Here is a 15,355-nt window from a genome sequence, read left to right on the forward strand (position 1 = left end):
GTTTTGCAGGAAAGACAGACTGTCGGACGATAGTTTTCCCGCTCCCTGTCCTTCGGCAAGCGTATCAAGCCCGATCATATAGATATCACCGACAGGTCGAGCCCAGTTCAAAGGGCCGTTGGCCGGAAGGTCCTTGGCAAATGCGGCCCGCATTGGGTCTCGTGCGTCGTGGTTGCCGGTGATGACAAAGGTCGGCAACCCCAATGGTGCGATAAGCGATTTGAACCGTTCATAGCTTTCGGCGCTGCCGTCATCGCTTAAATCACCACTGACCAATAGTGCGTCAATCGGCCCGATCTGGTCGCGGATGCCGGTGATCCGTGCCACCAGCCGCGCCAAAGCGTCAGACGTATCAAGCCGTCCCGACACCAACGCTCCCTCCGAGACGATATGCGTGTCGGAGATTTGCAGGATCGTCGTCACTTGATCCCTGCGCGCAGGAAGGCTTGCACGAATTGGCGCTGAAAGATCAGGAAGGCGATCAGCAAGGGCGCGACGGACATCAGCGTCGCGGCGGAAATGATGCTGATATCAACACCGTTTTCGGGCGCCCCAAAGATCGATAGACCCACCGTGAGGGGCCGTGTCTCGGGCGAGTTGGTGACGATCAGCGGCCAAAGGAAGTTGTTCCAGTGGGTCGACACAGACACCAGTGCATAGGCAAGGTATGTGGGCTTTGCCAGCGGCACATAGACCCGCCACAAGATGCCCAGCAAACCACAGCCTTCGATCCGCGCGGCCTCGTGCAATTCAATCGGGACACCCTTAAACGCCTGCCGCATCAGGAAAATGCCGAATGCGCTGGCCATATAGGGCATACCGACTCCAAGGATCGTATCGAACAACCCAAGCCTAGAGATCATGGCGTAGTTTTCCACGATCAGGACTTCGGGCAATATGAACAGCTGCATCAGCACCAGAATGAACACGTAGTCCTTGCCGGGGAATTGCAACTGCGCAAACGCAAAGCCTGCCAAGGTCGTTAGTACGAACTGCCCGATCAGGATCACCGTCACCAACATGAAGGTGTTGATGAAATACTTTAGCCATGGGGCACCGGCCCAAGCGACGCGGAAATTCTCTAGCGTCCAAGGCGAGAACAAGTTCAGGTTGACGGCATCCGACGTTGAATGCGTCGCGGCCCAAAAGGCGAACAGCAGGGGCGAAATCCAGATGATCGCCAAAAGGATCGCGCCGAAGCTGTCCATGAATTTGGTCAGGCTCTTCATTGGTAATGCGTCCTTTTGTCGAGGTAGAGGAACTGCACGGCCGCTACGATCCCCAATACCGCGATTACCATCATCGTCATGGCCGCCGCACTTGGAGCGTCAAAGAAGGCAAATGCCATCTCATAGATGTAATACAGGATCAACTTGGACGCATCAGACGGCCCGCCCTTGGTCAGGATAAACAAATGGTCGATCAGCTTGACCGAATTGATCATCGCGTTCACGGCGATGAACAGCGTCGTCGGCATCAACAACGGCAACACGATGCGGCGGGTATAGGTCCAGCGGCTGGCACCCTCGATGTCGGCGGCTTCCTTCAGGTCCTCTGGGATCGTCTGCAACGCGGCGAGGTAGAAGATCATGAAAAACCCCGCTTCTTTCCAGATCGTCACGATGATAATGGCCCAAAGTGCTGTTTCCGGTTGGCCCAGCCAATTTACGGACGGCAGGCCGAACAGGCTGCCGATCTGGTCCAATACTCCTAAGCCGGGAGTGTAGAAGAACAGCCACAGGTTCGCGGCGGCGATCATCGGCAGTACGGTCGGCGTGAAATAGGCTGTGCGCACGAACCCGCGTGCGCGGATCTTGCCATTCGCCCAAAGTGCCATCGACAGCGCGATGAAGATCGACACGGGGATCGTGACGCCTGCATAAAGCAGGTTATTCTTGACCACGATCCAGAACGTCGGATCGGCGAACAGTTCGGCATAGTTTTCTGTTCCGACGAATTCGGTGGGGTTGCGGCGGGTGCCGCGAGAAAACAAGCTCGACCATAGCGTCGCGACCGAAGGATAAAACGCAAACAGCGTCAGCAGAATTGCCGCTGGTGACAGCAAAAGCCAGCCATAAATGGCCTGTCTGCGGCGTTCAAGGTTGGCGTGGGCTGACATTGAGCGTCTCCGGTGCGTGGGAACGGTAGGGCCGGCACACACAAGTGCGCCGGCCCCGAGGGTTACTGGTAGTCGCTCAGAAGGCGCACTGCGGCGGCTTGCGCCTCGGCGAGCGCCTCGGCCGGTTCTTTGGCACCGGTCAATGCGGATTGGATCGCATTGTTCAGACCATCGCGCACACGGGCTGTCTCGAAGGTCGAGAATTCAGCAACTGCGTTTTCCAGCTGGTTGCGCGCCACAAGGGCGGGCGGAAATTCAGCCGTGTAAGCCTTAAGCGCCTCGGTCTCGTAGGCTGCGGGCGACACGCCCATATAGCCTGTGCCTATGGACCATTCGGCCGCTTGTTCAGGGGATGTCATGAACTGCATCAGCTTCAGCGCGGCAGCACGTTCTTCTTCCGTCGTGTCCTTGAACAGGTAGAAGTTACCGCCACCGGTAGGTGAGCCAAGACGCACATTGCCTGGAAGCTCGGCCACACCGAAGTCGAAGCTGGCCCCATTCTTTACCGCCGTCAGGTTGCCGGTCGAATGCCACATCATCGCGGTCTGACCTTCTAGGAACGCCTGACGCAATGTCCCCCATTCAACGGTGCCCGTCGGCATGATGCCATGTTCTGTCGACAGCGATTTCCAGAACTCCAGTGTTTCAACAACAGTCGGTTCATCGAAGTATGTGGTTAGACCATCACCTGACATCACCTCTTTGCCGTTCTGGATCGCAAGGGCCTGAAACATCCAATATGGGTAGCCAGTCGACGGGATCATCAGACCGTATGTATCGTCGGTGGTGAGCGCCTTGCCCATCTCGATCATCTCGTCCCATGTTGTGGGCGGGGCTTCTGGATCAAGACCGGCGGCGCGGAACATGTCCTTGTTGTAATAGGCCACGATCGTTGAACGCTGGAACGGGATGCCCCATGTTTGGCCTTCGATAAGGCCGTTGGCCATCAGAGCAGGATAGAAGCTGCCAAGCCATTCTTTGTCGGCGTCGGATGTTGCGACTTCTTCGAACGGAAGGATCAAGTCCTGTTCAATCAGATCGTAGGCGTCGATGGAAAACATCACCGCCAGCTGTGCAGGTTCACCGGATGCAAGTGCGGACAAGGCACGCACACGCGTGTCATCGTAGTTGCCCGAATAGATCGCGTTCACTTTGATGTCTGGGTTGGCAGCCTCGAAATTGGCGACAATTCCGTCGACCACTTCGGTCAATGCGCCCCCTACGGCAATCGGGTAATACATTGTCAGTTCGGTTTCGGCATTTGCCGGAGCTGTCAGACCAACTGCCATCGCAGTGGCCAGCCCAATTCCCGTTGTTGAAAATAGTTTCATGTCTCTCTCCCTTAGTTTTGGTTCGTTATCGTTTCGGCAGGTGGTTTCACCCCACCATCCTTTGGCCCACAGCGTCAAAGACGTGCAGATTTTCGTCGCTAAACATGATGTCGATCTCGTTTCCTTCTGCCATCAGCGAGAGACCAGGTTTGAGAACGCAAAGCCCCTCTGCACCCGCATGGTCCAACCCGATTAGCGTCTCGGCCCCCAAAAATTCGCTTTCGTTGACGGTGCAGCGCATCCGTCCTTCGCCTCTCGGCACGATCTGAATGTTTTCGGCTCTTATCCCGATGGTCTTGTCCTCGCCGAACCCTTCCAAAACAGACGACTGGAACAGCGCCATCGGTGGCGCGCCAACAAACTCGGCAACGAAGGTGTTGTTGGGTCTGCTGTAAAGGTCCTCGGGCGACCCGACTTGTTGGATATGCCCGTCCTTCATCAACACAACCGTGTCGGCCATGCTCATCGCTTCTGTCTGGTCGTGGGTGACGTAGACGACCGTTATGCCTAACTCGCGTTGCAGTTTCTTGATGTCCTTGCGCACGGCGTTGCGCAATTTTGCATCGAGGTTTGACAGCGGTTCATCCATCAGGCACAGCCGCTGCCCCGCCACGATGGCGCGGGCTAAGGCAACGCGCTGACGCTGGCCGCCGGACAACTCTCCGGGTTTTCGATCCTCAAGACCCAACAGTCCGGTGATCTCGAGCGCACGATGCAACTTTTCGAGCCGCTCTTTCTTCGGGACACGACGGACCTTCAGCCCGAAAACGACGTTTTCGGCCACGGACAAATGCGGGAAAAGCGCGTAGGACTGGAACACCATCGACAGGTTCCGGTCCGATGCTGCGCTTGTCGTCACGTCCTTAGTGTCGATCAGGATCTTACCTTCGTCCGGCAACTCCAACCCCGCCAACAGCCGCAGTGTCGTGGATTTCCCGCACCCCGACGGCCCCAAGAGCGCGGTAAAGCTGCCCTCGGGGATATCCAGCGTGATGCCTTCGACGCCCAACTGGCCGTTCCAACGCTTTGCCACGCCGTCGAGTTTCACAAACGGTGATGTTGTCATCTTGGTTGTCCTTCAGCCACAAGCAGTCGATCTTTGATGTTAGTGAGCAGCGGCGCGAAACGATCGCCCGGCCGTCGGTCGACGATGACCTGGTCAATGTCGGCAATATTGCCGCCCAACGCGGGGGCCTGACGCCCGAATTTAGACCCATCAATGACCAGAAAGGACTGTCGCGCGTTCTCGCAGATCTTTTGCGTCACACGCACTTCAGTCGTATGAAATTCCAGCAACCCGCCGTCTTCTGCAATTCCCGCGGCTCCGAACACCGCGAAATCGGCCCTGAAGCGCCCGAAGTAGTCCAGAACGTCGTTGCCCAAGATATCACGGTCCGGCAAACGCACCTCGCCGCCGGGTAGCATGATCCGGTTCGACACTTCCTCGCTCAGCGCCATCGCGACACTCAGGTTGTTGGTGATCACGGTCAGTCCTTTACGGCGCCGCAACGCCTGCGCCACGCTGAGAGGGGTCGAGCCAATGGAAATGAACAGGGTGGCGCCGTCAGGGATCAGCTCTGCAGCCGCCTCGCCGATGGCGCGTTTGCCCATCAGATTCGTGCCCGCACGTTGATCAAATGGTGTGTTCAGAAATTCTTCGCTCAACTCGATGCGACCATGAACGCGGTGCAGCATGTCGCCCTCGCACAGCGCGTCCACATCGCGGCGGATCGTTTGCATTGACACATCGAAGCGCTCAGCCAGAGACCCCACAGTCACCGCACCTTGCTCCAACACCAGAGCGGAGATCGCTTCACGTCGTCGCTGCTTTTTTGATGACATCAAACCCCCCGAGTCGTCTGTAATGCTAGTAGGCGAATAACAACAAAACAACATTTTTTTCGATCCGTAATCCGCAGATTTTTTTTGAGATCATCCAAATGCCTTATAAATTTGGGACAACATGAACAATCGCTCCTCGGATTTTGTGTTGCTTTGTTGTTTTTACTTTTTCTTTTGTTGTTTTTCACTAAGGTACCCCAAGGACCGATCAGAATCCGAAGCGGGAACTCATGCTAACAACACAATCGATTTTTGATCGCTATCAGGAAGTCCGTGCGCGGTTTCCGCATGTCATGCCACGGGACGGATCGCTTGTAATCCAGTCCCTAATGGACATCGCCGATCAAGTTGATGCCTTCGTCTTCGACGCTTTCGGCGTGTTGAACGTTGGCGAAACGATGATCCCCGGTGCGGACACACGGCTGGACCAATTGCGCGAACGTGGCTGCGAGATTCGTATTTTGACAAATGCTGCCAGCTACGACCGCAGCGGCGCCATCGCGAAGTTCAAGCGCCTCGGCTTGCGAATGAAGGATGAAGAAATCATCACCAGTCGCGAAGCAGCCCTTCAACATCTGGGCTCGGGGCGTTGGGGCGTTATTGCGGCGGACACCGATCCATTGACCGATCTGCCTGTGCAGGTGACGCGCCTGAAAGACAATTCCGACGTTTACGACGAGGTTGACCAGTTCCTGTTTCTATCGACAGCAGACTGGACGACCGCACGGCAAAACCTGCTAATGTCGTCCATGCAGCGACGTCCGCGCAATCTGCTGATTGGAAACGCCGATCTGGCCGCCCCCCGCGACGACGGATTCTCTGTCGAGCCCGGACATTTTGGCCATCAGATTGCCGATCTGTTCCCCGACCGTGTCCAGTTTTTTGGAAAGCCGTTCCCAGAGGTCTATGAGCTGATCGAGGCGTCGCTACCGTCTCTGAGGCCGGACCGCATCGCGATGTGCGGTGATACGCTTCACACCGATATCCTCGGTGCCGTCGCCCGCGGCTGGCAGACCGTGCTTGTCACTCAGGACGGCCTGTTCGCGGGCCACGACACGCAGCCGTTCTCGAAACAGGCGCGGCTTTTTGCCGATTGGCGGCTCAGCAGAATCTAAATGTCTTCGGACATGAAGATTTTGTGGGAGTCCATCTGCGGCTGGCGGTGGCGCATTTGGTTGCCCATGCTCGAATTTCGGCACAGAAGCGCCGCCATGTTTACATTGAACATTCTTACCAAAACGAACGCGATGGCTTTTAGAGACGACATCACCATCCAATAGCGCTGTATTCAAAAAGCATAGATTCACCAGACTAAGGTCCGAGTGCTTCTACGACGTTTTGCGGTACCAGTAGATGTCGAGGCTGTCTCAATGTGGGCTGGACAAGGCGTATCGATGGTCAAAGAAGTTCCGCCCGCTCGCGATATTGTGGGCGGAATCGTTGAATAAGCGAAGCTCACCATGGAGCGCGTTCGCCATTCATAGCTACACAAGGCGCTTCACTAAACAAACGTTCATGCAATCTCTGCGAACGGCCGCTTTGTCCCGCACAGCAGTCATTGGTTCTAACAGCAGCGAATGGCAGCTCTGAGCCCAAAGCAGACATCCGAACGGACTGCAGCGAATGGCATCACTGAGCCCAAAGCTGACGGCTTTTTTTTCGGCCGTTCGACTGCCAATTTCTTGAAGTCCACCGGGTTCTAGTAGCCGTCTTAGCTATGAGTGGGAGATTAGACTGGAAGCCACCTGAGCTAATCTTGTAGCCCACTGATAGGCGTGTGGCGCAGCTCTTATGCACATCCCACGATTACATGCTGGAACTCGAATGCGAAAAGCTAAGCACATCGCTTGGTTGAGCGATCGCAAAGTAATATCCGCTCGTAAGGGTCAGCCGCAATGCTCTTTCAGCCGGCGATAGAGTGCGTTGCCAGTGCGCGCATTATCTTGATCCCGCCTTGCTCAAAGATTCGGGAGTGGCTTGATCAGAGGTGTGAGTCATGGCCACGGACTTGAACCGAAAAGCTTAAGGTCATTCTATGAACTGGTGAGACAGATGGTCTCCTTCGCAGCAGTTAGGTTCCTGTCTCAAAGGCTTGAATCTTTGAAAGAAGAACCAAGACCAAGATATTGTTGGCAGTCAATTGTGCGATGAGACCTTGTCAGCTGACTTCCCGAATCGATTTCAGATTAGCGGCCACGCTGAACCAATCCGGTAGCTCATACGCCAAGAACCACCCTCCGTCTGTCCCGCTCAAAGCATCAGAAAACCCTAGAAGAACTAGGCTCCCCCGGCGCGACAAGGGCGTGTTTCGCAAAAAACCCTTGCCGAAACCGGTTTCGGAAGTTCGAATTGATTATAGGGGAGGACAAATCGTGCAGAATGTCAGCGCAACCAAGAGCGAATTTAGGCCAGTGGCAAACCGTTCTCGGGTGACTATTGCGGACGTTGCGAATGACCTCGGAGTAACCAAAAGCACTGTCAGTCGCGCGCTTAACGGCTATCCGGACATTGCCGAGGCGACCCGATTGCGGATAAGCCGAGCGGCCGAGCGGCTTGGCTATCGACCACTTGCACATGCGCAGGCTATCCGAACAGGCCGAGTGCGCTCGCTTGGCCTCGTATTGCAGATAGACAGTGAAGACAGTGCGCGGCCGTTCCTCGCCAATTTCATCGCGGGTGTCACACAGGCCGCCAGCGCGGAAAACTGGACGGTCACTATCGCCACAGCCGAAACCGCCACAGGCGTACGCGAGACTCTTTTGCGGCTTGTCGAAGAGCACAAGGCGGACGGGTTTATTCTTCCGCGCACGATGCTTCAGGACGAACGCGTGGCGGCTTTGCGCGCTCGAAACGTGCCGTTCATCATGTTTGGCCGAACAGAAGATCCTACCGGGTGTGCTTGGTACGACATTAAGGGCGAAGATGCGATGAGAGCTGCGACGACTCGGCTTGCAAGTCTTGGCCATACCCGCATTGCACATGTTCCCGGAGGGATCGAATACACGTATACTAAGCTGCGGACCCAAGGGTATCGCGAGGGTTTGCAGGCCGCTGGCATTCCATTTGATCCCGACCTGATCGGCGCGCCTTCGTTAACGCAGCGAAGCGGTGACGCGTCGACAAGCGCCTTGTTAGCTCTTCCTGAACCACCAACCGCGATAACCTTTGCAGTCGACCGCGCCGCGCTTGGGGCCTACCGGGCGGCGCAGACTCGCGGCTTGCGGATTGGAGAGCATGTTTCAGTGATCGCTTATGATGGCGTGCCCGAAGGCGCCTATGCCGATCCGGGCCTGACGACATTTGCGGTGAACAGTCGTCATGCAGGCGAGCGCCTTGCGAGCCTGCTAATCAAACGCATCCGGGGTACGGCGCCGGAAGAACTTCGCGAGTTGGCTCCGGCCACACTCGTTGAGCGGGGGTCGGATGGGCCCCCTCGCCTGACGTCCGCCGAATTGGCGTCGCGTCTTAAAAGCCAATCAAGAATCTGATGTCCAATGGGAGGAACCAATATGATATTTCAGACCAAAACCAAACTTCTCGCCAGCGCGGCGTTAGCGCTTGCCATGTCAGCCAACATGGTAAGCGCGGACACGATCCGCTTCTGGACGACCGAAGAGCAGCCTGAACGGCTGGCCAAACAGCAGGAAATGGCGGCACAGTTCGAGGCTGCGACGGGAACTGCCGTCGAAGTAATTCCAGTCACGGAGTCCGATCTTGGCACCCGCGCCACCGCGGCATTTGCCGCAGGTGACTTGCCAGATGTGATCTACCACCCACTTCAATATGCGCTCCCTTGGGCTGAAGCTGGCATTCTCGACACGGATGCGGCGACCGAGGTCGTCGAAGGACTTGGCGAAGGCACTTTTGCACCCGGTCCGCTTGCAATGGCTGCCGTGGATGGCGGCGTCGCGTCCGTGCCGGTGGACGGCTGGACGCAGATGATAGTCTACCGCGCTGACAAGTTCGCGGAGGCGGGCCTCGAGCCGCCGACCTCGTACGCAAACGTCATTGCAGCCCTTGAAGCTCTTCACAATCCACCAGAGATGTATGGCTTCGTCGCCGCAACGAAAGTGGACGAGAACTTCATGTCTCAGGTTCTCGAGCATGTGTTTCTCGCCAACGGTGTGTCACCGGTGGACGTGAATGGCGCGGCTGATCTCGATCTGGCAGCGACCACAGAAGTGCTTGAGTTCTATAAGGCAATCGCAGAAGCCTCTCCTCCGGGCGAGCTTTTCTGGCAGCAATCGCGCGAGCTCTATTTCGCGGGACAAGCGGCCATGATTATCTGGTCGCCATTCATCCTTGATGAACTCGCAGGTCTGCGGGACAGCGCTCCACCAACGATCAACGATGACCCAACCTCGTCCGAGCTGGCCTCGAAGACCGGTATTGTCACCAATTTCTCTGGTCCATCGAACCCGGACGGGGCTGCGTGGGGCGACGTGCGTTATTTCGGGATCACCAATGATGCCGACACTGATCTTGCAATGGATTTCGTGAAGTTCTCGATGGACGAGGGCTATACTCAGACGCTGTCTATTGCACCTGAAGGCAAGTTCCCCGTGCGTCGTGGTACTGCGGACGAGCCTGCGAAGTTCTCAGAGGCCTGGGCTATGCTGCCAGTTGGCGTGGACCGCAAAGCCCCCCTCGGCGAACTCTATGCGCAGTCCATGATCGACGAGATCGTTGGTGGTCTGGACGTTGCCCAACGTTGGGGCGTGGCAGAAGGTCAGTTGGGTCTCGCATCCAAGATGATCAACAGCCAGGTCATCAACCGCGTCGTGCGTCAATATATCGACGGTGAAATCGATGCTGCGGCAGCCGTGGCTGCAATGAACGAGCAGCTCGGCGCGATCGAGTAAGGAGTATCTCCCGATGCCTGTCCCGGCGCACTTGCCGGGGCGGGCAGATTCTTCTGACATTTCTGCTGACCGGAGGACGCGATGAGCGTTGCAATTCCCCCAAAGGGGCAGGGCCCGCTGGCAAAGCGTGAAGCCCGCCTTGCGTGGTCCCTATTATTGCCGACGATCACCATTGTCTCACTGGTAGTGATCCTACCGCTGCTTTCGATCTTCTGGATCAGCTTCAAACCCATCGGACTTGCCGACCTGCGCCCACCAGCGCCCGTGCTTCGTGAGAGCCTGCGCGGTTCCGGTGATCAGATGCGTATCGAATACCGTCTGCGAAACTCAAGTCAGGACGTCGAAATCACCGATGTAACTATTCGCGATGCGTGGCCGGAAGGCCTGATCGTAACGGGTGATCTGCCCGCCGGCTGCGTTCTGGACGGCAGGGAATTCACCTGCGACCTTGGCACGTTGGAGCCGGGTTACAATGAACGCCTCTCTGTGCCCGTCATGCTGGCCGACGGTGTAGATCAAGACGCTGCCGAAGACGCCGCCGAGGGTACTGAACCGGAAGTGCGCGGTGAAGCGGATTCAATTCTAACGAACTCGGAATTCACGCTCGATAACTTCGCGCGGGTCTTTGACGGCGACGAATTCTGGACGGTGATGTGGGTGACGCTCTTTTATACGGTTGTCGGCACTATCGGCGCGCTGCTTTTCGGACTTTTCGCAGCACTGCTCTTGAACAAAAGCTTTCGCGGTCAGGGTATCCTGCGTGGACTTTACCTTTTTCCTTACGTGGCTCCGGTCATCGCGGTTGCCTTTACTTGGGTGAACCTCTTCGATCCATTCTCGGGTTCGGCCAACGCGCTTTTGTTACAAATGGGCGTAACAAACGAGGCCATCAATTTCTTCGGCCAGCGCCCACTGGCGCTGATCATGGTGACCGTCTTCGAGATCTGGCGCTACTTCCCCTTGAGCTTCTTGTTTATTCTGGCGCGGATGCAGTCCATCGACACCGACATGTATGAGGCTGCAGACATGGACGGTGCATCGCCTTTCCAAAAGTTCTGGTATCTGAGCCTGCCGATGCTGCTTGGCATTCTTTCGGTACTGTTCCTGCTGCGCTTCATCTGGACCTTCAACAAGTTCGATGACATCTTCCTTTTGACAGGCGGTAATGCGGGCACACGGACTCTCACGGTAAACGTCTACGAGCAGGCCTTTGCGATCTCAAATATCGGCGCAGGCGCGGCCGTGGCCGTCATCATCTTTGGCTGCCTGCTGGCATTCAGCTTTTTCTTCTTCCGATTTATAAGCCGGGAGGAAGGACTATGAGTTTCCTGCGCTTTGGCTATGTCACCGGGCCGATAATCGGCGCCCTCTGGCTCTTCATACTGGCGACGACGGTATCGATCACCATGTCTTTCGCCACCGGCGATCCCTTTCGCCCTGCACTGATCGTCTCATTGATATTGGGCGCTGTGTCGGGATTACTCGCCGCGTTGGAACAGGAGAAGCGGATCAAGATCGCCATCATCGCCGTTTTGGTCTTTGCTCTCACTCTTGTCGGTTTCGGACCAATAGTCATGGAGAGCAATTCTGTTTCCGAAGGAGTAGCAGCTGTCGGGCTTGCTCTTGTGATGGGCTGGTCGATGAACGCGATCATGAATGAAGTGCCGCTTGGTCCACTGACCCGACACGAAATGGAAGAAGCATGGATCAGATTCCTGACGGGGTTCGGATACATCTTCTTTACCGCCATCGTACTTATCCCGTTCTACGTGATGGTGATGACGTCGCTGAAATCGCAGTCAGCTCTTCTCCAAAACCCTCTCGATTTCTCACTGGAAATCGACAAAGGCTGGGCGTTATTCCGCAGCTATCACGAACTGTTCCGAGATTTTAATTTCGGTACCTATATGTGGACGAGCTTTTACGTCTCTGTCCTGACCGTGTTTATCACACTGGCCTTTTCAATTCCGGGTGCATACGCTGTGGCCCGCCTGAGGTTTCGGGGACAAAAAGCCTTTTCCCGATCAATCCTGCTTATCTACATGGTGCCTATGATCGTGTTGGCGCTGCCGATATATATTGCTTTCTCGGTCACCGGGCTGCGCAATACAGTCATCGGCATCATCTTGATCTATCCGGTCACAACGATCCCAGTGGCTCTATATATGCTGCAGGGTTACTTCCGGGGGCTTCCGGCAGAGGTTGAAGAAGCAGGTTTGATGGACGGCCTGAACCGCCTCCAAGTGATTTGGAAAATCACGCTACCGCTTGCGCTGCCAGCTCTCGCATCTGTCAGCTTGTATGTGTTCATGATCGCATGGAACGAGTTCCTGCTTGCTTTCATGCTGCTGGATGACCCCTCGAAATTCACACTGACTCGTGGCGTCGCCATGCTGAACAGCTCAGAAATCCCCCGAGAACACCTCATGGCAGGCGCCGTAATCGCGACCGTACCTGTCATGGTTCTGTTTCTTGGGCTGGAGAAATTTATGACCAAAGGCCTCACTGCAGGGAGCGTTAAAGGATGACCACCCATAACATGCCAGATATGGACGAACAGGCGCGCTCGATTTTGCGCGGCAACGATCGCGGAGGGTACACCGTGCCCACCGCTGGCCTTTATCCATACCAGTGGAACTGGGACAGCGCCTTTGCGGCTTGGGGGTTTGCCACTTTCGACGTCACACGGGCCTGGGACGAGATTGAGACGCTGTTTACCGGACAATGGGACAACGGCATGGTTCCGCATATCCTGTTTCACCGCCCCGATCCGGGATACTTCCCCGGACCGGACGTTTGGGGAGCGACCGGTCCTGTGGCATCGTCAGGGATCAGTCAGCCTCCCGTCGCCGCCAGCTTCGCGCGGCGCATCTACGACATGGACCCCGAAGGCAGCCTGTCGGCCCTGAAAAGACTGTTTCCCAAAATGGTCGCTTGGCATCAATGGTTCATGGATTGGCGTCTGGACAGGGGGGCTGTCTGCATAACGCATCCCTGGGAAGCCGGACGCGACAACACGCCTGATTGGGACGGCGCTATGGCCGGCATCGATCCGACCGGGGTCGGCGAGTACAAGCGCCGCGATACCTCGCACGTGGACCCTGCTATGCGGCCAACGAAATATGACTATGATCGATATATCTGGCTTGTTCAGCTTGGCCGTCGGCTGGGGTGGGACGAGGCGGCAATGCTGGAACAAAACCCGTTCCGTGTCGCTGATCCCACGATGACGTTCATACTGCTTAGGGCGCAGCGGGACCTGGCAATTCTCGGGCAGGTGCTCGGAGAAGACGTCAGCAGCATCGAAGCCGCGATTGAAGTGCTTGTGGTGGGTGCCGAAACACTCTGGAACCCGGAGCTTGCAAGTTACGATGCGCGCGATGTTCGCTCGGGCCAGTGGGCGGGCTGCGTGTCAAACGCTTCATTTCTCAACTGGTACGCCGGAATTGACCATCCCGGTATGGAGGCGCAATACGACCGGATCGCCTCCCTTTGCAAGTATCCGGTTCCTAGCCACGACCCAAGCTCGGAGCGGTTCGATGCAAAGCGTTATTGGCGGGGCCCGACCTGGGCGATCATTAACGTGCTTATTGGCATCGGCCTTGAAGAGCGCGGACTGACTGACCGCGCAGATGCGCTTCGCAAAACAACGGCAGACCTCATCCGGGAACACGGCTTCGCGGAATATTTCGACCCGATGACCGGTGACGCTGCGGGCGGTGGTACGTTTACCTGGACCGCGGCCGTCTGGCTTGGCTGGGCCTCGCCAACACGCTCAGAAGGAGCCTCGTAATGGGCGCGATCAAGCTTAAGGCCGTGGAAAAATGGTACGGAGAAGTGCAGGTCATCAAGGGGGTCGATCTTGATATCGAAGATGGCGAATTCGTTATTTTCGTCGGTCCATCGGGTTGCGGCAAGTCCACCCTTCTTCGTATGATCGGCGGTCTTGAAGAAACCTCGCGAGGGGCAATTCTCATCGATGGGCGCGACGTGACCCCTGATCCTCCTGCCAAGCGCGGCCTGTCGATGGTTTTTCAAAGTTACGCGCTCTATCCGCACATGAGTGTGCGCGAGAACATGGGTTTTTCTCTCAAGACAGCAGGCGCACCCAAGTCCGAGATCAATGAGAAAGTTGACCACGCCGCAAGTGTTCTGAAACTGGAGGATTACCTCGACCGCCGTCCGAAGGATCTGTCTGGCGGCCAACGTCAGCGGGTTGCGATAGGCCGCTCGATTGTGCGCGATCCTACGGCGTTCCTGTTTGACGAACCCTTGTCGAACCTCGATGCGTCCTTGCGCGTCGAGATGCGCTATGAAATCGCAAAACTGCACGAATCACTAGGTGCCACGATGATCTATGTCACGCATGATCAGGTTGAGGCCATGACCCTCGCCGACAAGATCGTTGTGCTGGACTTCGGCAAGATCGCGCAGGTGGGAACACCGCGAGAGCTTTATGAGCGACCGGGCAATCTGTTCGTCGCACAGTTCATCGGTTCTCCGAAAATGAATGTCATCCCTTGCAGGACAAGCGGTCATTCCTACAGCCTCGAAGGCGGTCGTGACGGCGACTACCGTGGAGATCGCGACGCACTGCACCTGGGCATCCGTCCTGAGCATGTGGAGATAGCTGAGGCGGGTGAAGGCGCGCTTGATGGAACGATCGATGTGGTCGAATACCTTGGGGCAGATTGCTTTGTGATCCTGGATTGCGGACCAATGGGGCAAATGACCGTGCGTGTTTCCGGCGAAACGCAATTGAAGTCAGGCGAAAGAGTAGGCCTCGTCTTCCCGAGAGAAAGACTTCATTTCTTTGACAAGGAAGGACTTGCGGTGCGTTGAGCTTGCCACAGCGCATATTTCTTGAGAATGGTAGCTGCTCCCGCAATTGCGTAGTCGTACCGACTTTTCATTTTGCAACTTCTGCTCTTTCGCAGCTCCGCCGACAAAAGCGATTTAGAATTGAATGGCCAGATTTGGCAAAGGGTTCGAATTTCTCTTAGCGTAAGGGATGTCCGCTCCGTCCCGCAAAGCGGACCTTGATGCGCCTCACAACGAATGACTGCTTTGCGGGAAGCCGCGCCTTGCAGAACCAAGCAACTTCCCTCGGATCTGCGGACTGAGGCTTACAAGCACGATCCCAATTGAAAAAAGGCACCAGATCGCCGGCATTTCATTTGGGTCATCGGTCAGCAGCGACG

The 15,355-nt window shown here is 56.4% G+C and carries 14 protein-coding genes; 7 read left to right on the forward strand and 7 right to left on the reverse strand.

Annotated elements, in window-relative coordinates; all coding sequences use genetic code 11:
- The 6 genes from BOA8489_RS19260 to BOA8489_RS19285 all read right to left on the reverse strand — a co-directional run.
- A partial coding sequence (locus BOA8489_RS19260) for a metallophosphoesterase (protein WP_176440383.1) occupies positions 1–423 on the reverse strand: 423 nt, incomplete at its 3' end.
- Complete coding sequence (locus BOA8489_RS19265) at positions 420–1,229, reverse strand: carbohydrate ABC transporter permease (protein WP_093975941.1); 810 nt, start codon at positions 1,227–1,229, stop codon at positions 420–422. The genes BOA8489_RS19260 and BOA8489_RS19265, both read right to left, overlap by 4 nt.
- Positions 1,226–2,119, reverse strand: coding sequence for a carbohydrate ABC transporter permease (locus BOA8489_RS19270; protein WP_093975942.1), 894 nt, complete (start codon positions 2,117–2,119; stop codon positions 1,226–1,228). The genes BOA8489_RS19265 and BOA8489_RS19270 overlap by 4 nt, the downstream gene beginning before the upstream one ends.
- A 62-nt stretch (positions 2,120–2,181) precedes the next feature.
- The gene (locus tag BOA8489_RS19275; protein WP_093975943.1) at positions 2,182–3,450 is read right to left on the reverse strand and encodes an ABC transporter substrate-binding protein; all 1,269 of its coding nucleotides are present in this window, start codon (positions 3,448–3,450) and stop codon (positions 2,182–2,184) included.
- Positions 3,451–3,496: 46 nt separating this feature from the next.
- Entirely contained in the window at positions 3,497–4,516 is a 1,020-nt protein-coding gene (locus BOA8489_RS19280) for an ABC transporter ATP-binding protein (RefSeq protein ID WP_093975944.1), read from the reverse strand.
- Positions 4,513–5,292, reverse strand: a complete 780-nt coding sequence (locus tag BOA8489_RS19285; protein WP_093975945.1) for a DeoR/GlpR family DNA-binding transcription regulator — start codon at positions 5,290–5,292, stop codon at positions 4,513–4,515. The genes BOA8489_RS19280 and BOA8489_RS19285 overlap by 4 nt, the downstream gene beginning before the upstream one ends.
- A gap of 230 nt (positions 5,293–5,522) precedes the next feature.
- Here BOA8489_RS19285 and BOA8489_RS19290 point away from each other — a divergent pair, with 230 nt between their 5' ends.
- From BOA8489_RS19290 to BOA8489_RS19320, 7 genes are all read left to right on the forward strand, one after another.
- Entirely contained in the window at positions 5,523–6,407 is an 885-nt protein-coding gene (locus BOA8489_RS19290) for an HAD-IIA family hydrolase (RefSeq protein ID WP_093975946.1), read from the forward strand.
- Positions 6,408–7,664: 1,257 nt separating this feature from the next.
- Positions 7,665–8,780: a LacI family DNA-binding transcriptional regulator gene (locus BOA8489_RS19295; protein ID WP_245813990.1), complete on the forward strand. Its 1,116-nt coding sequence runs from the start codon at positions 7,665–7,667 to the stop codon at positions 8,778–8,780.
- A gap of 21 nt (positions 8,781–8,801) precedes the next feature.
- Entirely contained in the window at positions 8,802–10,154 is a 1,353-nt protein-coding gene (locus BOA8489_RS19300) for an ABC transporter substrate-binding protein (RefSeq protein WP_093975951.1), read from the forward strand.
- A gap of 81 nt (positions 10,155–10,235) precedes the next feature.
- Positions 10,236–11,477, forward strand: a complete 1,242-nt coding sequence (locus BOA8489_RS19305; protein ID WP_093975948.1) for a carbohydrate ABC transporter permease — start codon at positions 10,236–10,238, stop codon at positions 11,475–11,477.
- Positions 11,474–12,682: a carbohydrate ABC transporter permease gene (locus tag BOA8489_RS19310; protein WP_093975949.1), complete on the forward strand. Its 1,209-nt coding sequence runs from the start codon at positions 11,474–11,476 to the stop codon at positions 12,680–12,682. The genes BOA8489_RS19305 and BOA8489_RS19310 overlap by 4 nt, the downstream gene beginning before the upstream one ends.
- Entirely contained in the window at positions 12,679–13,947 is a 1,269-nt protein-coding gene (locus BOA8489_RS19315; protein WP_217897977.1) for an MGH1-like glycoside hydrolase domain-containing protein, read from the forward strand. The genes BOA8489_RS19310 and BOA8489_RS19315 overlap by 4 nt, the downstream gene beginning before the upstream one ends.
- Positions 13,947–14,996, forward strand: coding sequence for an ABC transporter ATP-binding protein (locus tag BOA8489_RS19320; RefSeq protein ID WP_093975950.1), 1,050 nt, complete (start codon positions 13,947–13,949; stop codon positions 14,994–14,996). Before BOA8489_RS19315 ends, BOA8489_RS19320 begins: the two co-directional genes overlap by 1 nt.
- 207 nt (positions 14,997–15,203) lie before the next feature.
- On the opposite strand, the gene BOA8489_RS21175 is transcribed toward BOA8489_RS19320, so the two are convergent.
- Positions 15,204–15,350, reverse strand: coding sequence for a DUF5765 domain-containing protein (locus tag BOA8489_RS21175; protein WP_503092255.1), 147 nt, complete (start codon positions 15,348–15,350; stop codon positions 15,204–15,206).
- Positions 15,351–15,355 lie beyond the last annotated feature (5 nt).

The organism is Boseongicola aestuarii (genome assembly GCF_900184815.1).
Taxonomy (GTDB): Bacteria; Pseudomonadota; Alphaproteobacteria; order Rhodobacterales; family Rhodobacteraceae; genus Boseongicola; species Boseongicola aestuarii.